Source organism: Pseudoduganella guangdongensis, from assembly GCF_009857475.1.
In the GTDB taxonomy this organism is placed as follows: domain Bacteria; phylum Pseudomonadota; class Gammaproteobacteria; order Burkholderiales; family Burkholderiaceae_D; genus Rugamonas; species Rugamonas guangdongensis.
Map to the genome: position 1 here is coordinate 67,013 of NZ_WWCJ01000007.1, position 23,125 is coordinate 90,137.

The following is a 23,125-nucleotide window of genomic DNA, read 5'->3' on the forward strand; positions in this document are numbered from 1 at the left end:
GAGATTGCCCATGCAACCCAATATCATTGTCTCTTCGCTCGACCTCGAACGGCTGGAAGCCCTGGCCGACGCCCTGCCCCCAGGCCACAGCGCCGCCAGCGCCCTGCTCGACGAGCTGGCGCGCGCCGACGTGCGGGCGCCGCAGGACATGCCGCCCCAGGTGGTGACCATGAATTCCACCGTGCGCTTTGCGCTGGAGGGCGCCGAGGAGCGCTGCCTGACGCTGGCTTACCCCAAGGATATGGGCCAGGTGGCGGACGCCATTTCCATCCTGAGCCCGGTCGGCACCGCCCTGCTCGGCCTGTCGGCGGGCGACTGCATCGACTGGCCGCGCCCGGACGGCCAGCTGGCGCAGGTGCGCCTGCTGGAAGTGCTGTACCAGCCGGAACGCGCCGGCGACTATTTCCGCTAGCGCGCCCCTTGCGTGGCCTGACGTACAAACATGTCAGGCGTGCGCCCCTAGAATTGCCCTGGACAAAACCAGCAAGGGGGAACGCATGAGCTCGATCAACCAGCAACAAGCGGAGCACAATGTCAGCCATCTGGCGGGCCAGGCCGCCATCGACAAACTGGCCGAACTGGCGCGCGCAGCGCAAACCTGCTTCTTCTGCACCGTGGCGCTCGGCCCGGACGGCGGCGAGCGGCCGATGACGGTGCTCGATGTCGATGCCCAGGGCAACCTCTGGTTCCTGAGCGCCAGCGACAGCCAGCAGAACGAGGAGATCGCCGCCAATCCTCAGGTGAAGCTGTTCTTCCAGGCGGCCCAGCATGGGCCGTTCATGGTGCTGCAAGGCCAGACCAGCATTTCGCGCGACCGCGCCCGCATCGAACAGTTGTGGCGCTTCCCGCACAACACCTGGTTCACCGGCGGAAAGGACGATCCGCGCATCACCGTGCTGCAGGTCGCGCCGCAGCACGGCTATTACTGGGACACCAAGCACGGCGGCGCCGTGGCCGGGGTCAAGATGCTGCTCGGGGCCGTGCTCGGGCAAACGCTGGACGACTCGATCGAAGGCAAGCTGCGCCCCTGAGGCGCGGCAGCCGGCGCTACGCCTCGCTCAACTGCGGCGCCGGCGCGCCCGCCGGGCCGCACACGCGGTTGCGCCCTGCGCGCTTGGCGCAGTACAGCGCGGCGTCGGCCTGCTGTACCAGCTGCCCGACCGGCTCGCCCTGCAGCGGCTGGCAGACCGCCACGCCCAGGCTGAGCGTGATCACCGGCGCCACGGCCGACGCCGGGTGCGGGATGGCCAGCGCGGCGCAGGCGGCGCGCAATTCCTCGGCGATGGCAAGCGCCCCTTCCAGCCCCGTGTTGGCGCACAGGAAGACGAACTCCTCGCCGCCATAGCGCGCGGCCAGGTCGCCGCCGCGCCGCACATGCTGCTGGAACACGCCGGCCACCGCCGCCAGGCAGCGATCGCCCTCCTGGTGGCCCAGGGTGTCGTTGTAATCCTTGAAGTAGTCGATATCGCACATCACCAGCGCCAGCGGGGCGCCGCTGCGCGCGGCGCGCTGCCATTCGTCGTGCAGCGCCGCGTCGAAGCGGCGCCGGTTGGCCAGGCCGGTCAGGGCGTCGGCAAAGGACAGGCGCGACAGGTGCTCGTTGGCCAGTTTCAGCGCTTCGGTCTTTTCCGCCACCACGCGTTTCATCTCGGCCTCGCGCCGGCGCAGCTGGCGCACGCGCAGGCGGTACAGGCCGTAGAACAAGCCCAAGGTGCCCAAGCCCAGCAGCGCGGCGAACCAGCGCGTCTGGTAGAAGTATGGCGGCACCGTCAACAGCAGCCCCGCCCCGGCCTCGCTCCAGCGCTGGCCGTCGATGCTGGCGGCAACGCGGAAGCGGTACTGACCGTGCCCCAGCGCCGGGAAGGTCACGGCGCGGCTCGGCCCGACGTCGATCCAGTCGCCAACCAGGCCCTCCATGCGGTAGCGGAAGCGCACACGCTCGGCGTGCACCAAGCTGTGCGCGTGGTAATGGATCGACAGGGTGAGCGGCCCGGGCGGCAGCCACAGCGCCGGCGCAAGCGCCTGGCTGGCGCCGTTCACGCTCACGCGCTGCAATTCCACCGCCGGCGGGCGCGCCGAATCGGGCAGTTGGCGCGGATCCACCGTCACCACGCCACGCGCGGACGGCAGCAGCAGGTTGCCGGCGCCATCGAGCGCGCTGGTGGGCTGCAGGCCGCCGGCGAAGGTGGTGCTGCGCATCACGTCGGCCGGACCGAAACCGTCCGACCGCACGCGCGCCAGCTTGCCCTCGGCGAAGGCGTCCAGCTCGCGCCGCGCGACGCGGTAGAAGCCGCGGTTCGCGGTCAGCCACAAATAGCCGTCGCGGTCTTCCAGGATGCTGAGGCAGGTGCCGTCCCACAGGCCGTCGGCTGGGCGGATGCTGGCCAGGCGGTCGCCGCGCATGCGGTTCAGGCCATCGCCATTGCTGCCGATCCACAGGCTGCCGGCGGCGTCTTCGTAGAGCGCCATGATCCAGTTCGACAGCAGGCCGTCGGCCGCGGTCAGGGTCTGGAAGGCGCCGCCCCGGTAGCGCACCAGGCCGTCGCCGGTGGTGCCGAACCACAGCGTGCCGGCGCGGTCCTGCAGGATGGCGCTGATGCCGCCGCTGGGCGCGCCGGGCGCGCGCACCGCTTCAAAGCCATTGCCGGCCAGGCGCGCCAGGCCGGACTGGGTGCCGGCCCACAACACGCCCTGGCGGTCCTGGTACAGCACGCGCACGTCGGAACTGGGCAAGCCCTGCGCCGTATCGAACACGCTCACCTTGCCTTGGCGCAGGCGCGCCACGCCGCCGGTGTAGGTGCCGATCCACAGCGTGCCGTCGCGCTCTTCCAGCAGGCTGGAAATCTCTTCGCTGGGCAGGCCGGCCTGCTTGCCCAGCACCTGGATGCCGTCGGCGTCGATGCGGTTCAAGCCGCCGCCCGCGGTGGCGACCCAGGTCACGCCATGGCGCCCCGGCAGCACCGAGCGCACATTGTCGTGCGACAGGCCTTCCGGTACGCCCAGCACGGCGAAGGGGCGGCTGCGCAGGCGCGCCAGGCCGCTGACCCAGGTGCCGACCCAGATGCTGCCTTCACGGTCGGCCAGCAGCGACCAGACATGGTCGCCCGCCAGCCCGCCGCTGCTGGCGATGGCGCTGAAGCGCTCGCCCACCATGCGTACCAGGCCGCTGCCCCAGGTGCCGATCCACAACGCGCCGCCGGCGTCGCGCACCAGCGCGGTCAGCTGGTCGGTCGGCAGGCCGTCGGCCGTGGTGTACACCTTGATGCGCTCGCCCTGCACGCGCGCCAGGCCGCCGCCGGCGGTGGCGGCCCAGACCCCGCCGGCCGGGTCGGCCAGCACCGCGCGCACCTGCAAATGGGGGAAGCCGTTGTCCGGGGTATAGCTGCGGAAGCGCCCGCCGCTATAGGCAATCAGGCCGCCGCCGGAACTGGCGATCCACAGCACGCCGTCGCGGTCGAAGGCCAGCGCGCGCAGGCGGTCGGTGGGCAGGCCGTCGGCCTGGCGGAAATAGCGCGCGGCGCCGTTTTGCCAGCGCACCAAGCCGCTGCTCGTGGCGGCCCAGATCGCGCCATCGGGCGCCTGGGCGAACGACCAGACGCGCTGGTCGCCCAGCGTGCCGGCGGAGAACATCTGGCGGAATTTGCCGTCGCGGTACAGGGCGGCGCCCTTGTTATGGCCAATCCACAGGTTGCGCTGCGCGTCCTGCATCAGGGCCACTACCGGCTGCGAGGCGATGTCGGCCGAATCGCTGGTGTCGAAGGTGGTGAAGCGCTGGCCGTCGAAGCGCGCCAGGCCGGCCAGGGTGCCGACCCACACCGAACCGTCGCTGGCGTGCACCAGGGCGGAGACGGCGTTCTGCGGCAAGCCCTGCTCGACTTGCCAGCCTTCCACCCGGTACTGGCTCAGCGCGCGTTCGGGCGCGCTGGCCAACAATGGGGCAGCGGCGGGTGCGGTGGCTGGCGCAGCGGCGTGCGCCCCCAGCGCGGCGCCGCAGGCCAGGGCCACGCACAGCCAGCGACGCGCCTGTGCCAACGAGATATGCAAATCAACCTCAACAACGGGAAAAGATGACATTTTAACCAGATTTCACGCCTCGGCGGCTTTGCGCGCGGCTTTGCAGGCGTACATGGCCTGGTCTGCATGGCGCATCAGCTGGTCAATGACTTCCCCGTGTTCGGGATAGAGGGCGATGCCAATGCTGGCATGCGGGGTGTGCACGCAGCCGCCCAGCAGCAGCGGGGTGGCGATCACTTGCTGGATCTTGCCCGCCACGGCCTCGGCCTGCCGCAGGTCGGCCACGTTTTCCAGCAGGGCCACGAACTCGTCGCCGCCGATGCGCGCCACGGTGTCGGCTTCGCGCACGCAGGAGGTGATGCGGCGCGCGATGGCCTGCAGCAGCTGGTCGCCCGCGATATGGCCGTGCACGTCGTTCACTTGTTTAAAGTCGTCCAGGTCGATGAACAGCAGCGCCCCGCGCGACTGGCCGCGCCGGCAGCGCGCAATGGCCGACTGGATGCGGTCCTGGAACAGGCGCCGGTTGGGCAGGCCGGTCAGCTCGTCGTAGCGCGCGGCGTGCGCCAGGTCGGCGTGCAGGGCCAGGCGCTCGATCACGGCGCCGGCCTGGCCGGCGGCGAACTGCAGCAAGTCCAGTTCCGCCGCCGAAAGCGTGCCGTGGCGGCCCAGGTCGAGCTGCATTTCACCGAAGTGCATGCCAGGCGCCGACAGCGACACATGGTGCCAGCCGCTGTCCTGCTGCGGCAGCTCGCCACTGGCAAAGGCGATGCGCTCGCCCGGCTGCAATACGGCCACCATGCCGCGCAGCGGCAGCAGGCCCTGCAGGATGGCGTGGAAGGCGCGGAACAATTCGGGCAGCGTCTCGGCGCCGTGGGCGGCAGTGGCCAGCGCCAGCATGCCGGCCTGGCGCTGCTCGGCGCGTTTGCGGCCGCTGATGTCGCGCGCCACGCCGATACGCAGGCGGTCTTGCGCCGACCAGCGCGCCGACCACATGATATGGGCCACGCTGCCGTCCTTGCGCAGGTAGCGGTTTTCGAAACCAAGGCGGGGCTGGCCTTGCATCACCTGTCCCATTTCCGCCACAGTGTGCGCGCGGTCGTCGGGGTGGATGAAGTCGAGCACGCGGCGCCCGATCATTTCCTCCGGCGTGTAGCCGAAAATGGCCAGGCAGGCGGAATTGACGAAAGCGATGCGCCCGTCCTCTTCCACCAGGAAGACGGCATCGAGCAGGAGCTCGGGCAGGCGCTGCAATGCATCAGTCATGCTTTGAGGATACAGCAAAAATAGTCACGGCCGGGGCGCCTTTCTGCAACTTTCCCTACGGAAACAAGGCTCCCCGGCTTCTGCGCCGCTTACTCCGATACCTCGATCACCTTGTAGTTCGGATCGGCGGTGATCTGCGCTTCGGTGTAGGGCAGCTTGGCCCACTGGCCCTTGGCGTACAGCTTGGTCTGGTCGTTGAAGTAAGGGCTGTCCGGGTCGGACGACTGGCTGTAGGTCAGGATGCCTTCCGCCACCGGGCCGGCGTCGTCCCAGGTTACGAACTGGATATAGCTGTTGCCGTAGGCGCCGGCGTTGGTCTTGGAGTCCGCCGTGTAGACCACGATGCCCGGATACAGCTCGTTGCGCACGCCGCGCCAGTTCATGAAGGTGTAGCGGCCGCCCGGGATCGGCAGCGCGCCGTCCGGACGCGACACGGTCTGCACCTGGGCCGGCGTGGTGCGGCGCTTGGCGGCGCTGTCGAACTGGCTGCCGGCCACCAGGCTTTCCAGTTTGGCCAGGGCAGCCGGCACGCTGGCCGCTGCGGCGCCGCGCGGGGTTTCCAGCGGGTCGGTTGGATCGTATGCCACGCTCCACCAGGAAGCGGCATTCAGCTCGCCCAGGCCGGCGTACAGCTCATAGAACAGGATGGCGCCCTGGCTGTTCGGGGCGTGCGTCTTGTCCCAGGCGGCCAGCACGCTGCAGGCGTCCTTGGCGGCCGCCGAAGCGGTGCTGGAAGCCAGGCAGGCGGCGGTGAAGTCCGGCAGCCATTTCTGCGCCTTGAAGAAGCGCGCCTGCAGGTACAGCTGCTGCAGGTTGGCCAGGGTGAAGCGGTTGCTGGCCAGGCCGTCGGCGCCGGCCAGGCGGTCGCGCACAATGGCGTGGCCGGTACGGGTGCGGTTGTTTTGCGGCATGCCTTCCGCGTTCGGGCCGGTGGCGATGATCTTCGGATAGCCGTTCAGGTACTGGCCGACCGTCGGCCACCAGTGGCTGTCGTTGGCGTTCAGGATGTAGTCGCTGCGCTTGATCCACGGACGCTGCGCGGCCGGCACGGCGCCCGCCCAGTCGCAGGCGGCCGTGGTGCCGGCCATGACCACCACGCCGGTGCTGGCCATGATGTCCTGGAACGGCGCACCCTGCGCCTTGCCCGGCACGCAGGCGGCCAGCTGCGGGTCGACCACATTGGCGGCCACCGAGTAGTTGGCGTACAGCGTGTCGCCGGCGCGGTCGGCCGCCATGGTGTTGACCCACGGCAGCGCGCTGTAGGTGGCGTTGGCTTCGCGCAGGCTGTCGACGCTGGTGGCCTTGCCGTTCAGGATGACCTGGTCGATCAGCTTGTAGTTGCCCAGGTTGGCGTCCTGGATCGCGAAGGCCGCCGTGCTGCCCCAGGCGAAGGAGCTGTCCATCAGCATCGGGCCATACTCGGTGGTGTACAGGGTGCGCGAGAGCTGGGTCACGGCGCCGTCGGCACCTTTCACGCTGATGGTCAGCGGCACCGCCGTCATCGGCACCGCCTTGCCGTCCTTGATGTAGCGGGTCGGGCTGGTCGGGTCGAGCGCCAGGTAGCGCAGGGTGAAGCGGTTGTCGGTGGAGAAGGTATGGGTCCAGGCCACCTTGTCGTTAAAGCCGATCAGCGGGATCGGCACGCCCAGCAGGGTGGCGCCCATCACGTCGTAGCCCTTGCCGGTCACGGTCAGGTGCAACTGGTTCAGGCGCAGCGCGCCCCACCACGGGAAGTGCGGGTTGCCGAACACGATGCCCTTGCCGCTCTGCGTTACTTCCTTGCCCAGGCCGAAGCCGTTGGAGCCGATGGTGTGCTCGTGCAGGGCCTGCATATTGCGGAAGATCGACGAATTGGTATAGCTGGCGGCGGCCAGCAGGCGCTCCTTGCCCGGCTTGGCCAGCGCCGCCACTTTCACGGCCGGCGGCTGGGCCGAGCCGATGGCCTTGATGAAGGCCATCGAGCTGCCGGCCATGGCGGCCTGGGCGAAGCGCAGGTAGGCGTCGTCCTCGGTCATCGGCTGCACCCAGGCCGCGTTGCGGCAGGTGGCCGGCAGGCTGGCGGCCGGCGTCTCTTTCAGGTAGCGGTTATAGCCGGCCACGAAGCCGGAGGTCAGGTCCTGCGCATCCTGGCTGGAGGCGGCCTTGATCTTGGCCGCCAGCGCCGGCGTGAACAGCAGCTTGTAGAAGAAATCGGAATCGATATTGGGGAAGGTGTCGCCCAGCTGTCCCAGGTAGCCGCCGCTGCCGCCGAAATGCTTGGCGCGTTCGCCGTGCAGGGTCACCAGCTCCTCCGCGTACAGGCAGATATTGTCCTTGGCGAAGGCGTAGCCATAGCCATAGCCGGCGCCCTTGAAGGTGGCGGCTTTGACGTGCGGCACATTGTGCGAGGTATAGCGGATCGAGGCCACATAGGTGCTGCCGCTGATCGGCGGCGTGGTCGGGGTGGTGGGCGCTGGCGCGTCGTCGCTGCTGCCGCTGCAGGCCGCCAGCACGACCAGGGGCATTAATTTCAGTAAACGGGATACCAAATGCTGCTTCATCTTGTCTCCTCTTTTGTTCTGCTTATGGGGTATGGCGAATAAATCATACTATGCATTTATCGCAACAGAACACGCCGGGGCAAGACTTCGTTTACCAGTTAAACGAAGAAATTAGAGGGCGGCATCTAATTCCCGTTTGCCGCATAATCGCGGGCATTCACCACTCACGAAAGCAACACTCATGACCGGTATCGCCGATTTCGCCATCAACGCCAAATGGCCCGCGCAACACCCTGAGCGCCTGCAACTGTATTCGCTGCCGACGCCGAACGGCGTCAAAGTGTCGATCATGCTGGAAGAGATTGGCCTGCCCTACGAGGCGCACCTGGTCGACTTCGAAACCGGCGACCAGATGACGCCGGAATTCCTCTCGCTCAACCCGAACAACAAGATCCCCGCCATCATCGACCCGGACGGCCCGGGCGGCGCGCCGCTGCCGCTGTTCGAGTCCGGCGCCATCCTGCTCTACCTGGCGGAAAAGACCGGCCAGTTGCTGCCGCAGGACGCGGCGGCGCGCTACGAAACCATCCAGTGGCTGATGTTCCAGATGGGCGGCATCGGCCCGATGTTCGGCCAGGTCGGCTTCTTCCACAAATTCGCCGGCAAGGCCTATGAGGACAAGCGCCCGCGCGACCGCTACATCGCCGAAGCGGCGCGCCTGCTGGCCGTGCTGGAACAGCGCCTGCAGGGCCGCCAGTGGATCATGGGCGAGGAATTCAGCATCGCCGACATCGCCATCTTCCCGTGGGTGCGCAACCTGGTCGAGTACTACGGCGCCGGTGAACTGGTGGGCTACGAGCGCTTTGCCAATGTGCAGCGCGTGCTGGCGGCCTTCGTGGCGCGGCCGGCTGTTGCGCGCGGCCTGAAGATTCCCGCGCGCGCCTGAAAATACCGCAGCGCCGGGCGTACAATGGCCGGACTGGGCTGACAGCCCGTCCTGCCAGGAGCCTTGCCATGGAATGCCTGAAGCGCTGCACCACCTTCCTCCTCTTGCTGGCAGCCCTGGTGGCGGCGCCGGCCCACGCCGGCAAACCCTACCAGCACTTCGTCGTCGGCAACGGCAACAATGCCGTACTGCCGCAGCCGGCCAAGGCGGCCATGGTGCTGATGGGCGGCGGGCCCGACGTCGATGCCGCTTTTGCCTGGATGATCCAGAAAAGCGGCGGCGGCAATTTCGTCGTGATCCGCAGCCGCGGCACCGACGCCTACAACCCCTATATCTACGCCATGGGTGGCGTGCAGTCGGTGGAAACCCTGGTGATCCCGAGCCGCGACGCCGCCAACGATCCCTTTGTAGCGCAGCGCATCCGCAACGCCGAGGCGCTGTTCATCGCCGGCGGCGACCAGTCTGACTACATCAATTACTGGCAAGGCACGCCGGTGCAGGCCGCCATCCAGGAACTGGCCGGGCGCCGCATCCCGCTCGGCGGCACCAGCGCCGGCATGATGGTGCTGGGCCGTTTCGTCTATTCCGCGCTGAACGGCAGCATCACCTCGCCCGAGGCGCTGGCCAATCCCTTCGACAAGCGCATCACGCTGGCGCGCGACTATCTGGCCATGCCGGACCTGGGCAGCGTGGTGACGGACGCGCACTTCGACACGCGCGAACGGCTGGGGCGCCTGGTGACCTTCATGGCGCGCATCGTCAACGACGGCTGGGCCGGCATGGCGCGCGGCATCGGGGTGGATGTGGAAACGGCACTGCTGGTGGAGGACGGCAAGGGCACGCGGGTCGGGCTGGGGGCGGTGACTTTCGTGCAATCGGTGGGCCAGCCGCAAGTGTGCAAGCCGCGCCAGCCGCTGACCTACCTGAACCTTGCCGCGCAGCGCCTGGCCGGCGGCGGCAGTTTCGACCTGCGCAACTGGGCCAGCTACGACGGCGGCACGACCAGCTTCACCGTGTCCGCCGACAAGGGCGTGCTGCTTACCAGGTAAAGTCGTCCGGGATCTTGTAGTCGGCGTAAGGATCGTCTTCCGCCGGCTCGCTGGCGGCCTTCTTGACCGACACCACCACTTCCGGCGCGCGCTCGGCGATCTTCTCGGCCACCACGCGCGGCACCAGTTCGGCCACGTCGTCCAGCACCACGATCACCAGGCGGCCGTTGACCAGGTGCTGCTGCACCGCCGCCGACACGTGGATGCGCTCAATCTTGCTGCCGAAGGTGAAGTTGTACGGCACGTCGCCCTTGCCCTTGGACTGGCGGTGCTGCTGCACCATCTGCACCACTTGGGCCATGATGGCTTTCTGGCTGGCGGCCGCGTCGCGCTGGGCGTTGAGTTCGCGCGCACGCTCGGCCTGTTTGCGCTGCTGCTCCAGCACGGCTTCGCGCGCCTGGTCCGCCGCTTTCTCGCCGGTGCGCAATTCCTCTTTCCACTGTTTGGACTTATCCTGTTTGGCTTTGTTGACCTTTTTCTTATCGACCAGGCCAGCCTTCATCAATTGTTCTTGCAACGAAACCATATGCATCACTCCTTTAATGACAGAAGTTTAGCAGAGCGCGCTATAGTGCCTCAATGAACCGTTTCTTCCTGCTGGCCGGCGCCCTGGCGGCGCTGCCACCCGCCGCCAGCGCCAGCGATGGCGCCCAACTGCTAGCCCTGGTCAATGCCTGGCGCGCCGCGCCCGCCGCCTGCCAGGGCCGCGCGCGCCCGGCCATGCCGCCGCTGGCGCCGGTCGCCCTCCTGTCGCGCGTGGCGCTGCGGCCGGGCAGCATCCTGTTGGCCGAACTGGACCAGGCGGGCTACGACCCGGAGCGCGCCGACGCGCTGCAAGTGGCCGGCCCCACGGATGCGCGCCAGGCCTTCGAGATCCTGCGCGAGAACTATTGCACCACCCTGTCCAGCACACGCTACCGCGATATCGGCGCCAGCCGCAACGGCACCGAGTGGACCATCGTGCTGGCCAGCGCCATGCCCAATGCGCTGCTGCTCCTGCCCGGCCAGGAGCAGGCCGGGCAGGAAGTGCTGGCCGCCACCAATGCCGCGCGCGCCGTGCCGCGCGATTGCGGCGGCATGGCCATGCCAGCCGCGCCGCCGGTACGCTGGAACGCGCAACTGGCCGCCGCCGCCCTGGCCCACAGCCAGGACATGGCGCAGCAGGGCTACTTCGGCCACACCAGCAAGCAGGGCAATGAAGTGACGCAGCGCGTGGCCGCCGCCGGCTATGCCTGGCGCAATGTGGCGGAGAACATCGCGCGCGGCCAGACCAGCGCGCAGGAGGCCGTGGCCGGCTGGCTCAGCAGCCCGGGCCACTGCCGTTCGCTGATGGATGCGCGCATGAGCGAGATGGGCGCCGCGTACAGCATCCGCAGCAACAAACGTTCCACTGCGTACTGGACCCAGGTGTTCGCCGCGCCGCGCTGAGCTTGAACTTCCGCCTTCGACGGACTAGGCTTATCTGATCGGCAGCCTGCGGCATGCCGCTGCGGGTGTCGTTGTACGGGGGATGCCATGGACACCAAAAAACTGATCGGTGAAGGTTACAAGCTGTTTGCAAGCGGGGACCTGAAGGGTTTGCTGGACCGCTATGAGGACGACGCGGAACTGATCCATCCTGAATCGGACTACCTGCCCGTCTCGGGCAGCTATCGCGGCAAGCAGGAGATTGCCGCCTACTTCGTGACGCTGAATGAAACCCTGCAGTGCCTGGCGCTGGAACCGAAAACCATGGTGGCGGAGGGCGACACGGTGGTGGTCACCGGCGACTCGCGCTGGCTGGCGCGCAGCACCGGCATCAGCTACGACAATCCATTCGTGCACGTGTTCAAGCTGCGCGGCGACAAAGTCGCCTCGCAGCGCGCCTACTTCGACACCAGCAAGATGGAACACGCCTTGCATCCTGCCACCACCGGCCAGGCTGCCGGCAAACCGCTGCACCACTAAACAGGAGGAGTACCATGCCGACCGCCCGACCCACGCCCAAGAAGCTGCGCCTGGCGGCCGGTGCCGCCGCACTGGCGGCCTTATTCGCCACCGGCCCCTCGCAAGCGCTGCGCGAGCCTGGCCAGCAGTTCGACCCGCTGCTGGACGGCGCGCGCTGCGCCAGCCCCGCCGCCGGGCGGCCCGTGCTGCTGGCCATGCTGGCGCAGGCCGAAACCGCGCCCTTCAAGCCCACCCAGCAGGCACGCCAGGCGGAGCAGGCCAGCCCGCCGCCGCTGTATAAGGACCTGGGCCAGTTGCAGATGCCGGTCACCACGCGCAGCCCGCGCGCCCAAGCGTATTTCAACCAGGGCCTGCGCCTGCTGTTCGCCTTTAACCACGCGGAAGCGGCGCGCGCCTTCCGCGCCGCCCAGCAGGCCGACCCGCAATGCGCCATGTGCCACTGGGGCGAAGCGCTGGTACTGGGGCCGAACATCAATGCGCCCATGTTCCCGGAAGCCGTGGCGCCGGCCGCCGCCGCTGCCGCGCGCGCGCAAGCCGCCGCCGGCCCGGCCAGCCCGGTGGAACAGGCGCTGGTGCGCGCTGTCGTGCAGCGCTACTCCGCCCAGCCCGGCGCCGAACGCGCCGCGCTGGACCAGGCCTATGCCGCCGCCATGACCGAGGCGGCGCGCAGCTTCCCCAACCACGACACGGTGCAGGTGCTGTTTGCCGAGGCGCTGATGGACCTCTCGCCCTGGGACTACTGGGAAGCGGGCGGCGCGCGCCCGAAAGGCCGCACGGCCGAAGTGGTCGATGCGCTGGAGCGGGTGCTGGAGCGCAACCCCAGCCACCCGGGCGCGATCCACTACTACATCCACGCGGTGGAAGCCTCCACCCATCCCGACAAGGCCCTGCCCTACGCGCGCCAGCTGGCGCGCCAGATTCCCGGCGCCGGCCACATCGTGCACATGCCCTCGCACATCTACTACCGCGTGGGCTTGTACAAGGAGGCGCTGCAGTCCAACCTGGACGCCATCGCCATCGATGAAAAGTACTTCAAGGGCGCCGCCAGCGACGCCGTCTACAAAGGCGCCTACTACCCGCACAATATCCACTTCGCCATGGTGTCGGCGCTGATGGGCGGCGACGCCAAAGCCACCCTGCACGCCACCCAGCGCCTGGAAAAATCCATCAGCCCCGATCTGCTGCGCGCGATCCCGTCCATGCAGCCGGTGCGCGCCGCGCCCTACTTCGCGCATGTGCAATTCAGCGCGCCCGACACCCTGCTGGCACTGCCGGAACCGGGCGCCGAGTTCGTGCTGCTGCAAGCCATGTGGCACTACGCGCGCGCCGTGGGCTACGCGCGCAAGGGCCTGTGGGCCGAGAGCCAGCAGCAGGTGGACGCCATCGCCGCCATCGAGCAGAAGGCCGACTTCAAGCCGGTCACCGACTGGGGCGTGCCCGGCCCCTCGATCGCCAAAACCGCGCGCCTGGTGGCCGGCGGCAAGCTGGCCGAAGCCAAAGGCGACCTGCCGGCGGCGATCAGCGCCTTCACGGCAGCGGTGGCGGTGCAGGACACCCTGCCCTATACCGAACCGCCCTACTGGTACTACCCGGTGCGCCAGTCGCTGGGCGCGGTGCTGCTGAAGGCCGGCCGGCTGGACGAGGCGGAGGCGGCCTTCCGCGCCTCCTTCGCCAAGACGCCCAGCAACGGCTGGGCGCTGCGCGGCCTGGTCGAGGTGTATGAGAAGCGCGGCGACAAGGCCGCCGCCGCGGCCACGCGCAAGCGCTTTGCCGCCACCTGGCTCGGGCCCAAGGGCGGGCCGGAGCTGAGCCGACTCTGAACTGGAGGACGGGCAAGACCGCCTGGCAAACCCTATAATTTGCCAGGATGAAAAAAACTCTACTGCTGCCCGCCCTGGCCTTGCTCGCTTCCCTGGCCGCCGCCGCGCCGCCGCCGCACCTGCTGGCCGACTACACCCACACCGCCTGGACCCGCCTGCAGGGCGCGCCAAGCGATGTGGTGAAGTTCGCGCAGACGGCCGACGGCTGGCTGTGGATTTCCTCGCCGGGCGGCCTGGCGCGCTTTGACGGCGTGCGTTTCGAGCGGGTGGAGGCGCTGGGCGGGCACCGCCTGCAATCGGCCAGCACCATGGGCCTGCTGGCCACGCGCGACGGCGGCCTGTGGATCGGCCACCGCTTCGGCGGCATCACCGCCCTGGTGGGCGGCAAGGTGCGCGAGTTCGGCAGCGAGCAGGGCTTGCCGCCGTCCGGCGTGTGGAGCCTGGCCGAGGGGCCGGATGGCAGCATCTGGGCCTGCGTCGGCGGCGGCCTGGCCGTGCTGGCGCCGGGCGCCGCGCGCTTTGCGGTGGTGACGCCGGACAGCGGCCTGCCGGCCGGCGGCGCGCGCCAGGTGCTGTTCAGCCGCAGCGGGCGGCAATGGGTGTCGGTGCAGGGCGGCGTCTACTGGCGCGATGGCACTGGGCCGTTCCGCCGCGCCTGGCCGCAGCTGGACCTGATGGCGCTGGCCGAGGGTCCGGATGGCGCCATCTGGGCCACCGACGGCCAGCGCCACGGCTACCGCGTCCTGCCGCAGGCGCCGCCCGGCAATCCGGCGCCACGCCCGGCAGTGGCGGCCAACGGCATCCATTTCGACCGCCACGGCACCATGTGGCTGCTGAAAGGCGACGCGCTGGAACGTGCAGCGGGCGGGCCTGGCAGCGACAGCAGCCAGCAGCTGCGGCGCGAGAACGGCATCAGCGGGCCGCTGCCGCAGACCTGGTTCGAAGACCGCGAGGGCAATATCTGGGTCGGCACCGCGTCCGGCCTGGACCGCCTGCGGCGCAACCGCCTGCGTCTGCTGGCCACGCCGCAGCCGCTGGACCACCCGGGCCTGCTGGCCGACAGCGACGGCCAGGTGCTGGTGGCCAACCAGGCCGGCGGCGTGCAGCGCTTCAGCAGCGCGGGCGAGCCGCTGCAGCTGGAGGGCCGGCTGATGACGGCCGGCTACCGCGCGCCCGACGGCGCGCTCTGGTTCGGCAATAACACGGAGCGCTGGCGCCAGGCGCCGTCCGGCCTGCTGTCCTGGTACCCGCATCCGCCCGAGTATGCGCAGCACGATGTGCAGGCCATGACCCTGGACCGCGACGGGCGCATGTGGCTGTCCGTGGCGCGCCATGGCCTGTTCAGCGCCGACGGCCGGCAGTGGACCAAGGACGGCGGCGTGGCGGGCCTGCCGCAAGGGCTGGCGCCGACGGTGGCGACCGACGCGCGCGGCCGCGTCTGGGTCGGCTACCTGGGCAGCCGCATCGCCATGATAGACAACGGCAAGGCGCGCCTGTTCGGCGAGGCCGAGGGCGTCCGCATCGGCAATGTGCTGTCGCTGCTGGTCGACGGCGACCGGTTGTGGGCCGGCGGCGAGTACGGCGTGGCCTGGTTCGACGGGCGCGCCTTCCATATGCTGGAGGCGCCGCTGCGCGGCATCTCCGGCATGGCGCGCACGGCGCAGGGCGAACTGTGGCTGCACGGCTCGGAAGGCATCACGCGCATCGCGGCGCCGGAGGTGGCGCGCCTGCTGGCGGAGGCGGGCCAGGGCGCACCCGGTCAGCCGGTGCGCTACGAGCGTTTCGACGCACAGGACGGCCTGCTGGGCGGTGCCGAGCAATTCCGCCCCCTGCCCTCGCTGGTGCAGGCCAGCGACGGCCGGCTGTGGTTCGCCACCGCCAGCGACGTGGCCAGCCTCGATCCGGCGCGCATCGCGCGCAATACCCTGGCGCCGCCGGTGCAGATCCGCGCGCTGCGTTCGGGCGGCGTGTCGTACATGCCGCTGCCGCAGGTGCGCTTGCCGAAGGGCAGCCGCGATGTGGAAATCGGCTTCACGGCGCTCAGCCTGTCGATGCCGGAGCGCATGCGCTTCAGCTATATGCTGGAAGGGGTGGACAGCGGCTGGCGCGACGTGCAGGGCCGGCGCGAAGCCTTCTACACCAACCTGGCGCCGGGCCAGTACCGCTTCCGCGTGCTGGCCTCGAACGAGGACGGCATCTGGAATGCGGAAGGGGCCACGCTGCAGCTGGAAATCCCGCCCACCTTCACGCAGACGCCGTGGTTCATCGCCCTGCTGGTGCTGGGCGGCGGCGCGCTGCTGGCGGCCGCCTACGCGCTGCGCGTGCGCCGGCTGACGGCGCGCCTGCAGGACTTGCAGCAGGAGCGCCTGGCCGAACGCGCCCGCATCGCGCGCGGCCTGCACGACACCCTGCTGCAAAGCGTGCAAAGCCTGATCATGTTCTTCGACCGCCAGGCGGCGCGCCTGGCGCCCGACAGCGAGGAAAAGGCCAAGGTCGAGCAAACCCTGGAGCTGGCCGACCAGCTGATGGCCGAGGGCCGCAACTACATCCTGGATTTGCGTTCGGACGGCGGGGCCGACGCGCTGGCGCAGGCGCTGCGCCAGTACGGCGCGGTGCTGCTGCATGAGCGCTTCCATGCCAGCAGCAGCGGCCAGGCGCGCGCCATGCCGCCGCAGGTGCAGGAGGAAGTGCTGTCGATCGCGCGCGAAGCGCTGTTCAACGCGGCGCGCCACGCGCACGCCACGCGCGTCGACCTGCTGCTCGACTACGGCGCCAATTTCTTCCTGCTCGAAGTGCGCGACAACGGCTGCGGCCTCGGCACGGCCTCCTCGCCGGGCCCGGGCCGCTTGGGCCATTACGGCCTGGTCGGCATGCGCGAACGCGCCGCCGCGCTGGGCGCCACCTGCAGTATCAGCTCGCCGGCCGAGGGCGGCACGGTGGTGCGGCTGCAACTGGCGGCGCAGCTGGCATTCATCGAGCGGCGCCAGGCCAGCTGGCTGGCGCGCGCGCGGCGCTGGCTGCCTTTCGCCAGTTCCAAGTAAGATGCGCGTTTTCGCAACTTGCAAGGAAGAAGCATGTCTATACAACGCTGGGCGCAGCTGGTGCTGCAGGGGCTGTTGCTGCTGGCCGCGCAGGCCGCGGCGGCCGGCAGCGCCAGTCCGGCGCCGCCGCAGCCCGATGGCCAATCGTTCGAACGGCGGCGCTGGACCCAGGCCGACGGCGCGCCGAATATGGCCAATGCGCTGGCGCAAACCGCGGACGGCATGCTCTGGGTCAGTTCGGCGCAGGGCCTGTACAGCTTCGACGGCATGCGCTTTCGCAGGGCCAACAAGGTGTACGGCCAGCCGCTCCAGTCCAGCAACATCAGCTTCATCTACAAATTCGCCGACGCGCTGGCGGTCGGCTACTACTTCGGCGGCCTGAGCGTCTTCACCCCGCGCGGCGCCACCCACCATGTGGCCGGTCGTGGCTTCCCGCACGGCACGGTGCAGGGTATTACCTCCGACAAGGACGGCATGCTGTATGCCTCCACCACCAGCGGCGTGGCCATGCAGCAGGGCGCGCAGTGGATCCTGTTGGGGCAAGACGTGCTACCGCGCGGCGTCCCGGGCTGGATCCGGCACGACCGCGCCGGCCGCCTGTGGGTGCGCATCGACCGCGACTACTATGTGCGCCCGTCCGGCGCCACCCGCTTCGAGCGGCTGGCGGTGGCGGAAGGCACGCGCACCACGTGGCGCCCGGACGGCCTGTTCGTATTGCCGCGCGGTGAAAACCTGCAGCAGCTCGACGTGCAGCCGGTGCCGCCGGCCACACCGCTCGATCAACCCGACCTGTTCCAAAGCCCGCCGCTGCCCGGCCCGCATGGCACGCAGTGGAGTTCGCGCAGCGACGGCCTGGTGCGCCTGGCCCGCGGTGCGGACGGCAAGCTGCACGTGGCCGAACTGTTTGCCAGCAGCGAGCAGCGCGATGTGCTGATCAACCGCATCACCATCGACCGCGAAGACAACCTGTGGATCCTGACGCCGGGCGGCATCGAGCGCTTCCGGCGCCATCGCATGCAGCGCATGGCGGGACCGCCGAACGCCTTCTTCTGGCTGGCGCGGCGCGGCCTGGGCGACGAGCTGTGGCTGGGCGCCAGCAACGCACCGCTGCAGCGGGTGCGGGCCGACGGCAGCCGAGAAGCCACCGCCATCGTTTCGCCCAATGCCCTGCTGCGGCTAAGTGACGATCAGGTCTGGCTCGGTACGCGCGACGCGTTGTGGGAATTCAACGGCAAGCGCCAGCAGCGCTGGGACTTGCCGCCCGGCCTGGGAAAAGTTTCCGAGGTGCAGGCCCTGGCCGCCGAGGGCGGGCGCTTGCTGGTCTCCATCACGCGCAGCGGCCTGTGGATCTTCGAACACGGCGCTTGGCGCCAGGACACGCGCCTGCAGGGGCAGAAGGACGCGGTGCCCACCGCCATGCTGACCGACAGCCGCGGCACCACCTGGATCGGCCTGACGCATAGCCGCCTGGCGCGGCTCGATGCCGGCGTGGCGCAGCTGCTGCCGGCCAGCGCCGGGCTGCAGGTGGGCAATGTGCTGTCGCTGGCGGAGCTGGACGGCAAGCTGCTGGTGGGCGGCGACCTGGGCGTCACCTGGCTCGCGCAGGGCAAGGCGCACGCGCTCCGCCTGCGCCAGGTGGAGAACTTGCAGCGCATCACCGGCATGGTGCAGGACCGCCAGGGCAGCCTCTGGCTGCATAGCAACGACGGGCTGCACCGCATCGAGGGCGCGGCCCTGGCGCGCTTTTGGCGCGACCCGGCGCAGCCGCTGGAGGCGGAGCTGTTCAACTTCGAGGACGGTCTCAGCGGCATGGCGGCGCCGGTGCGGCCGCTGCCCTCGCTGGCCCTGGCGCACAACGGCCGCCTGTACTACGCCACCATGACCGAGACCGGCTGGCTCGACCCGGCCGCGATTGCGCGCAACCCGCGCGCGCCGAGCGTACTGCTGCAGTCGCTGCGCAGCGCCGAACGCGAATACGCGGCGCAGGACGGGCTGGTGCTGCCGCAGCACACTTCGGCCATCGAGCTGGCCTTCACCGCCACCGCGCTCTCGGTGCCGGAGCGCGTGCGCCTGAAATTCCGCCTGGACGGCGTGGACCCGGACTGGCGCGAAGCCGGGCCGGAACGGCGCGCGCAGTACACCAACCTGGCGCCCGGCAGCTACCGCTTCCGCGTGATCGCGGCCAACGAGGACGGGGTCTGGAATAATGAAGGCGCGCAGTTCAGCTTCCGCATCCAGCCCGCGCTGTGGCAGACCACCGGCTTCCGCCTGGCGTGCGCGCTGGCGGCGCTGGTGGCGGCGGCGCAGCTGTACCGCTGGCGCGTGGCCGTGATCCAGCGCCGCGCCGAGCAGCATGCCGCGCTGCGCCTGGAAGCGACCTTGCAGGAACGCAGCCGCATTGCGCGCTCGCTGCACGACAACCTGCTGCAGGCGGTGCAAGCCTTGCTGCTGCGCTTCCACCTGGTGGAGCAAAAGCTGGTGCAGCAGCCCGAGTTGCAGCACATGGTGGGCAGCGCGCTCGACTACGCCGCAACCCTGGTGGCCAGCACGCGCGACGAAGTGATGGAGCTGCGCCGCGCGGCTGGCGCCGACGAACTGTTCGAGACCCTGCGCCAGGCCGCCGAACAGACGCTGCCGGGCGCCGGCCAGCGCCTGAGCTGCACCGTCAGCGGCCGGCCGCGCCACCTGCGCCCGGAGGCCGCCGTGGAGCTGGGCAGCGTGCTGCGCGAGGCAGTGTGTAACAGCGTACGGCATGCCGGCGCGCGCCACATCGCCGTGCGCCTGGCGTATGGCGCCGACACCCTGCTGGCGGAAGTGGACGACGACGGCGTCGGCCTCGATCCGGCGGTGGCGCAGCATGGACGCGACGGCCACTGGGGCATCACCGGCATGCGCGAGCGCACCGGCCGCCTGGGCGGGCAAATCGAGATCAGCGCCGGCGCGCAGGGCGGCACCGTGGTACGGCTGGCGATCCCGGCGCCGCAGGCCTACGCCTGAACGGCTAGGGCGTGCCGCCCTCGAACCAGCGCTTGATGATGTCGCGCTCGGCGTTTGTCATGCCGGTCTGGTTCCCCAGCGGCATGGCTTGCAACACCACCACTTGCAGATAGATGTCGGGCGCGCGGTTGCGGATGCCGGCGTCGCTGTCAAGCCGTACGCCGTTGGGCGCCCCGGCCCCGGCGTGGCAGGCCAGGCAGCGCGCCTGGACGATGCCGCGCACCGTGTCGAAGGACGGCACGGCAGCGGCCAGCAGCTGGGCGATGGTGGCGTCGATGATGGGGCCGTAGGCATTCGGGTCGCTGGCCGCCGTGACGCCGGCCAGCATGCCGCGCACGGCTGCCGCCGCCGCATCGCCGCTGTAGGCGCCGGCTTCGGCCTGGGTGTCGAGTGCGCTGGTGAAGGCGCGCGCCACGGCAATGCGGTTGCGCACCAGCTGCGCGTCCAGCAAGCCTTGCGCGGAGGTATTGATGAGGGCGCCGGCCATGATGGTGAAGGAGGCGCGCGCCCGGGTCAGGCCACCGCCGTTCAGCGCCGCCAGCCAATAGGCCTTGCCTTCGGCGTCCGGCACCCGGTTCAACACATTGGCGTAGATGGCGATGAGGAATGCTTCGTTATCGCCCGAGTAAAGCGCCGCCGATTCCGCGCTGTTGCCAAAGCTGTCGATCAGGGCGCGCACGCTGGCGTTATTGGTATAGGCGAAATTCAGGTCCTGGATAGCGACCGGCGCCCCCAGCGCCTCCATCTGCGCGGTGAAATTGGCCAGGCCGCCGGTATCGGCGGCGCGCCCGAAGTAGGCCACATACAGCTGCTGCACCACTTCCTGGTAGTCGATGGCCGGGGCGCCTTGCGGCGCGCCGTGGGCCGCCGTGCGCGCACCCGGCGCCGGTTGCTCGTTGCCACCGCCGCAGCCGGCCAGCAGCGCCGCCGCCAGGCAACTCAGCAGTATTGCGGGGATGCTTTGCATGGCGACCTCCAGCGCTGGAATCCATCCTGGAATCATGCCACGTTTGCGCGGCGCTGTCGCGCCCTCCCCCCCCCCCGAAAGAGGTAGGCGCCGCGCCCCCGGATGGGCGATTTGCGAATGGCGGCGGCTGGCTATCCTCCTTGTCATCCCAACCACACAAGAAAGAAGGGTCTACCATGCCATCCCCTATCAGCAACCGCCGCCGTAATGTCCTGCTGAGCGCAGCCACCGCCGCCGTCGCCGCCGGCGCCTCGCTCGGCACCAGCGCCGCTGCCGCCGCCCCCGCCAAGGGTGCCGCCGGCCGCACCTCGGGCACCTTCACCACCCGCGACGGCGTGGAAATCTATTACAAGGACTGGGGTCCGCGCAATGGCCCAGTGGTCGTCTTCAGCCACGGCTGGCCGCTGAATTCGGACAGCTGGGAATCGCAGATGCTGTTCCTGTCCGACAAAGGCTTCCGCACCATCGCCCATGACCGCCGCGGCCACGGCCGTTCCAGCCAACCGTGGGACGGCAACGACATGGACCACTACGCCGACGACCTGGCGCAGTTGCTGGACAAGCTGGACGTGAAAAACGCCGCCCTGTTCGGCTTCTCCACCGGCGGCGGCGAAGTGGCGCGCTACCTGGCACGCCACGGCAGCAAGCGCATCGCCAAGGCCGGCCTGATCTCCGCCGTGCCGCCGCTGATGCTGAAAACCGCCGCCAACCCGGGCGGCCTGCCGATTGAAGTGTTCGACGGCATCCGCGCCGGTTCGCTGAAGGACCGCTCGCAGCTCTACCTGGACATCGCTTCCGGCCCCTTCTTCAACTTCAACCGCCCGGGCGCCAAGCCGTCGCAAGGCATGATCAACGCCTGGTGGATGCAGGGCATGATGGCCGGCCACAAGAACACCTACGACTGCATCAAGGCCTTCTCGGAAACCGACTTCACCGCCGACCTGAAGAAGATCGACATCCCGATGCTGGTGCTGCACGGCGACGACGACCAGATCGTGCCGATCGGCGCCTCCGCGCATGCCGCCGCCAAGCTGCTGAAGAACGCCAAGCTGGTGGTGTACCCGGGCGCGCCGCACGGCCTGACCGACACCCACAAGGACAAGCTGAACGCCGACCTGCTGGCCTTCATCAAGGGCTAAACCATGGACCGTCTGTTGACTACCGCGGCCGGTGCGCCGGTCGCGGATAACCAGAACGTGGAAACAGCGGGCCCGCGCGGCCCCATGCTGCTGCAGGACGTGTGGCACCTGGAAAAGCTGGCCCACTTCCACCGCGAGGTGATCCCCGAGCGGCGCATGCACGCCAAGGGCTCGGGCGCCTACGGCAGCTTCACCGTGACGCACGATATTTCGCGCTACACCAAGGCCGCCGTGTTCGGCGCCGTGGGCAAGAAGACCGAGGCTTTCGTGCGCTTTTCCACCGTGGCGGGCGAACGCGGCGCGGCCGATGCGGAACGCGATATCCGCGGCTTCGCGGTCAAGCTGTACACCGAGCAGGGCAACTGGGATATCGTCGGCAACAACACGCCGGTGTTCTTCATGCGCGACCCGCTCAAGTTCCCGGACCTGAACCACGCCGTAAAACGCGACCCGCGCACTAACCTGCGCAGCGCCGAGAACAACTGGGACTTCTGGACCCTGCTGCCGGAAGCGCTGCACCAGGTCACCATCGTGATGAGCGAACGCGGCATCCCGGCCTCCTACCGCCACATGCACGGCTTCGGCAGCCACACCTTCAGCTTGATCAATGCGGCCGGCGAACGGCACTGGGTCAAGTTCCACTTCGTCAGCCAGCAAGGCATCGTCAACCTGAGCGACGCCGAAGCGGCGGAGCTGATCGCCAAGGACCGCGAATCGTCGCAGCGCGACCTGTTCGAAGCGATCGAGCGCGGCGACTACCCGCGCTGGACGCTGAAGGTGCAGCTGATGAGCGAGCAGCAGGCCGCCGACGCGCCGTTCAACCCGTTCGACCTGACCAAGGTCTGGCCGCACAAGGACTACCCGCTGCACGAGGTGGGCGTGCTGGAGTTGAACCGCAACCCGGACAACTACCACGCCGACGTCGAGCAGGCCGCCTTCACGCCGGCCAATGTGGTGCCGGGCATCGGCTTCTCGCCCGACCGCATGCTGCAATCGCGCCTGTTCGCCTATGGCGACGCGCAGCGCTACCGGCTGGGGGTGAACCACCACCAGATCCCGGTCAACACGCCGCGCTGCCCCTTCCACAGCTACCACCGCGACGGCGGCATGCGGGTGGACGGCAACCACGGCGGCAGCATCGGCTACGAGCCCAACTCGAAAGGCGAGTGGCAGCAGCAGGCCGCCTACGCCGAACCGGCGCTGGCCCTGGACGGCGCCGCCGCGCGCTGGAACCACCGCGTGGACGACGACTACTACAGCCAGCCGCGCGCCCTGTTCCGCCTGATGGACGAGCAGCAGCGCCAGGCCCTGTTCGACAACACCGCGCGCTCGCTGCAAGGCGCCTCGCTGGAGATCCAGCAGCGCCACATCGAAAACTGCAACAAGGCTGACGAGGCCTACGGCGCCGGCGTGTCCGCCGCGCTCGACAAACTGAAACCACTCTGGTAACCACTTAAAGGAA

At 69.3% G+C, this 23,125-nt stretch carries 16 protein-coding genes; 11 read left to right on the plus strand and 5 right to left on the minus strand.

Annotated elements, in window-relative coordinates; all coding sequences use genetic code 11:
- Nucleotides 1–10: 10 nt before the first annotated feature.
- Both rnk and GTP41_RS11140 read left to right on the plus strand, forming a co-directional pair.
- The gene (gene rnk / locus GTP41_RS11135) at nt 11–412 is read left to right on the plus strand and encodes a nucleoside diphosphate kinase regulator (RefSeq protein WP_161025660.1); all 402 of its coding nucleotides are present in this window, start codon (nt 11–13) and stop codon (nt 410–412) included.
- A gap of 85 nt (nt 413–497) precedes the next feature.
- Nucleotides 498–1,031 (plus strand): pyridoxamine 5'-phosphate oxidase family protein, encoded by a 534-nt coding sequence (locus GTP41_RS11140; protein WP_161025661.1) that lies wholly within the window; start codon nt 498–500, stop codon nt 1,029–1,031.
- 16 nt (nt 1,032–1,047) lie between these two features.
- Here the strand turns inward: GTP41_RS11140 and GTP41_RS11145 are convergent, their stop codons facing one another.
- The 3 genes from GTP41_RS11145 to GTP41_RS11155 all read right to left on the minus strand — a co-directional run bounded on the left by GTP41_RS11145 (nt 1,048) and on the right by GTP41_RS11155 (nt 7,817).
- Nucleotides 1,048–4,044, minus strand: a complete 2,997-nt coding sequence (locus tag GTP41_RS11145) for a two-component regulator propeller domain-containing protein (RefSeq protein WP_161025662.1) — start codon at nt 4,042–4,044, stop codon at nt 1,048–1,050.
- A gap of 42 nt (nt 4,045–4,086) precedes the next feature.
- Nucleotides 4,087–5,277, minus strand: a complete 1,191-nt coding sequence (locus tag GTP41_RS11150; protein ID WP_161025663.1) for a diguanylate cyclase domain-containing protein — start codon at nt 5,275–5,277, stop codon at nt 4,087–4,089.
- A gap of 89 nt (nt 5,278–5,366) precedes the next feature.
- Nucleotides 5,367–7,817, minus strand: coding sequence for a penicillin acylase family protein (locus tag GTP41_RS11155; protein ID WP_161025664.1), 2,451 nt, complete (start codon nt 7,815–7,817; stop codon nt 5,367–5,369).
- A 181-nt stretch (nt 7,818–7,998) separates the two neighbouring features.
- Here GTP41_RS11155 and GTP41_RS11160 point away from each other — a divergent pair, with 181 nt between their 5' ends.
- Both GTP41_RS11160 and GTP41_RS11165 read left to right on the plus strand, forming a co-directional pair.
- Nucleotides 7,999–8,703, plus strand: a complete 705-nt coding sequence (locus GTP41_RS11160; protein ID WP_161025665.1) for a glutathione S-transferase N-terminal domain-containing protein — start codon at nt 7,999–8,001, stop codon at nt 8,701–8,703.
- 68 nt (nt 8,704–8,771) lie between these two features.
- Nucleotides 8,772–9,752, plus strand: a complete 981-nt coding sequence (locus GTP41_RS11165) for a cyanophycinase (RefSeq protein WP_161025666.1) — start codon at nt 8,772–8,774, stop codon at nt 9,750–9,752.
- On the opposite strand, the gene GTP41_RS11170 is transcribed toward GTP41_RS11165, so the two are convergent.
- On the minus strand, nt 9,742–10,278 hold the full coding sequence (locus tag GTP41_RS11170) for a DUF2058 domain-containing protein (RefSeq protein ID WP_161025667.1): 537 nt from the start codon (nt 10,276–10,278) through the stop codon (nt 9,742–9,744). The two genes, GTP41_RS11165 and GTP41_RS11170, sit on opposite strands and share 11 nt — an antisense overlap.
- 53 nt (nt 10,279–10,331) lie before the next feature.
- Between GTP41_RS11170 and GTP41_RS11175 the strand changes: the two genes are divergently transcribed.
- From GTP41_RS11175 to GTP41_RS11195, 5 genes are all read left to right on the plus strand, one after another.
- On the plus strand, nt 10,332–11,180 hold the full coding sequence (locus GTP41_RS11175; RefSeq protein WP_161025668.1) for a CAP domain-containing protein: 849 nt from the start codon (nt 10,332–10,334) through the stop codon (nt 11,178–11,180).
- Nucleotides 11,181–11,267: 87 nt separating this feature from the next.
- Complete coding sequence (locus GTP41_RS11180) at nt 11,268–11,699, plus strand: nuclear transport factor 2 family protein (RefSeq protein ID WP_161025669.1); 432 nt, start codon at nt 11,268–11,270, stop codon at nt 11,697–11,699.
- Nucleotides 11,700–11,713: 14 nt separating this feature from the next.
- Entirely contained in the window at nt 11,714–13,519 is a 1,806-nt protein-coding gene (locus tag GTP41_RS11185; protein WP_229502824.1) for a tetratricopeptide repeat protein, read from the plus strand.
- A 47-nt stretch (nt 13,520–13,566) separates the two neighbouring features.
- Entirely contained in the window at nt 13,567–16,560 is a 2,994-nt protein-coding gene (locus tag GTP41_RS11190; RefSeq protein ID WP_161025670.1) for a sensor histidine kinase, read from the plus strand.
- Nucleotides 16,561–16,593: 33 nt separating this feature from the next.
- Nucleotides 16,594–19,557: a sensor histidine kinase gene (locus GTP41_RS11195; protein ID WP_161025671.1), complete on the plus strand. Its 2,964-nt coding sequence runs from the start codon at nt 16,594–16,596 to the stop codon at nt 19,555–19,557.
- 4 nt (nt 19,558–19,561) lie between these two features.
- Here the strand turns inward: GTP41_RS11195 and GTP41_RS11200 are convergent, their stop codons facing one another.
- Nucleotides 19,562–20,524 (minus strand): DUF4214 domain-containing protein, encoded by a 963-nt coding sequence (locus GTP41_RS11200; RefSeq protein ID WP_161025672.1) that lies wholly within the window; start codon nt 20,522–20,524, stop codon nt 19,562–19,564.
- 176 nt (nt 20,525–20,700) lie between these two features.
- Here GTP41_RS11200 and GTP41_RS11205 point away from each other — a divergent pair, with 176 nt between their 5' ends.
- The gene (locus GTP41_RS11205; protein WP_161025673.1) at nt 20,701–21,663 is read left to right on the plus strand and encodes an alpha/beta fold hydrolase; all 963 of its coding nucleotides are present in this window, start codon (nt 20,701–20,703) and stop codon (nt 21,661–21,663) included.
- Between the two features lie 3 nt (nt 21,664–21,666).
- Nucleotides 21,667–23,112, plus strand: coding sequence for a catalase (locus GTP41_RS11210; RefSeq protein WP_161025674.1), 1,446 nt, complete (start codon nt 21,667–21,669; stop codon nt 23,110–23,112).
- Nucleotides 23,113–23,125: the final 13 nt, after the last annotated feature.

Bases quoted from the DNA above. Each gene is read 5' to 3' on its own strand.
- rnk (WP_161025660.1), top strand. From the start codon at position 11: ATGCAACCCAATATCATTGTCTCTTCGCTCGACCTCGAACGGCTGGAA.
- GTP41_RS11140 (WP_161025661.1), top strand. From the start codon at position 498: ATGAGCTCGATCAACCAGCAACAAGCGGAGCACAATGTCAGCCATCTG.
- GTP41_RS11150 (WP_161025663.1), bottom strand. From the start codon at position 5,277: ATGACTGATGCATTGCAGCGCCTGCCCGAGCTCCTGCTCGATGCCGTC.
- GTP41_RS11155 (WP_161025664.1), bottom strand. From the start codon at position 7,817: ATGAAGCAGCATTTGGTATCCCGTTTACTGAAATTAATGCCCCTGGTC.
- GTP41_RS11160 (WP_161025665.1), top strand. From the start codon at position 7,999: ATGACCGGTATCGCCGATTTCGCCATCAACGCCAAATGGCCCGCGCAA.
- GTP41_RS11165 (WP_161025666.1), top strand. From the start codon at position 8,772: ATGGAATGCCTGAAGCGCTGCACCACCTTCCTCCTCTTGCTGGCAGCC.
- GTP41_RS11170 (WP_161025667.1), bottom strand. From the start codon at position 10,278: ATGGTTTCGTTGCAAGAACAATTGATGAAGGCTGGCCTGGTCGATAAG.
- GTP41_RS11175 (WP_161025668.1), top strand. From the start codon at position 10,332: ATGAACCGTTTCTTCCTGCTGGCCGGCGCCCTGGCGGCGCTGCCACCC.
- GTP41_RS11180 (WP_161025669.1), top strand. From the start codon at position 11,268: ATGGACACCAAAAAACTGATCGGTGAAGGTTACAAGCTGTTTGCAAGC.
- GTP41_RS11185 (WP_229502824.1), top strand. From the start codon at position 11,714: ATGCCGACCGCCCGACCCACGCCCAAGAAGCTGCGCCTGGCGGCCGGT.
- GTP41_RS11190 (WP_161025670.1), top strand. From the start codon at position 13,567: ATGAAAAAAACTCTACTGCTGCCCGCCCTGGCCTTGCTCGCTTCCCTG.
- GTP41_RS11195 (WP_161025671.1), top strand. From the start codon at position 16,594: ATGTCTATACAACGCTGGGCGCAGCTGGTGCTGCAGGGGCTGTTGCTG.
- GTP41_RS11200 (WP_161025672.1), bottom strand. From the start codon at position 20,524: ATGCAAAGCATCCCCGCAATACTGCTGAGTTGCCTGGCGGCGGCGCTG.
- GTP41_RS11205 (WP_161025673.1), top strand. From the start codon at position 20,701: ATGCCATCCCCTATCAGCAACCGCCGCCGTAATGTCCTGCTGAGCGCA.
- GTP41_RS11210 (WP_161025674.1), top strand. From the start codon at position 21,667: ATGGACCGTCTGTTGACTACCGCGGCCGGTGCGCCGGTCGCGGATAAC.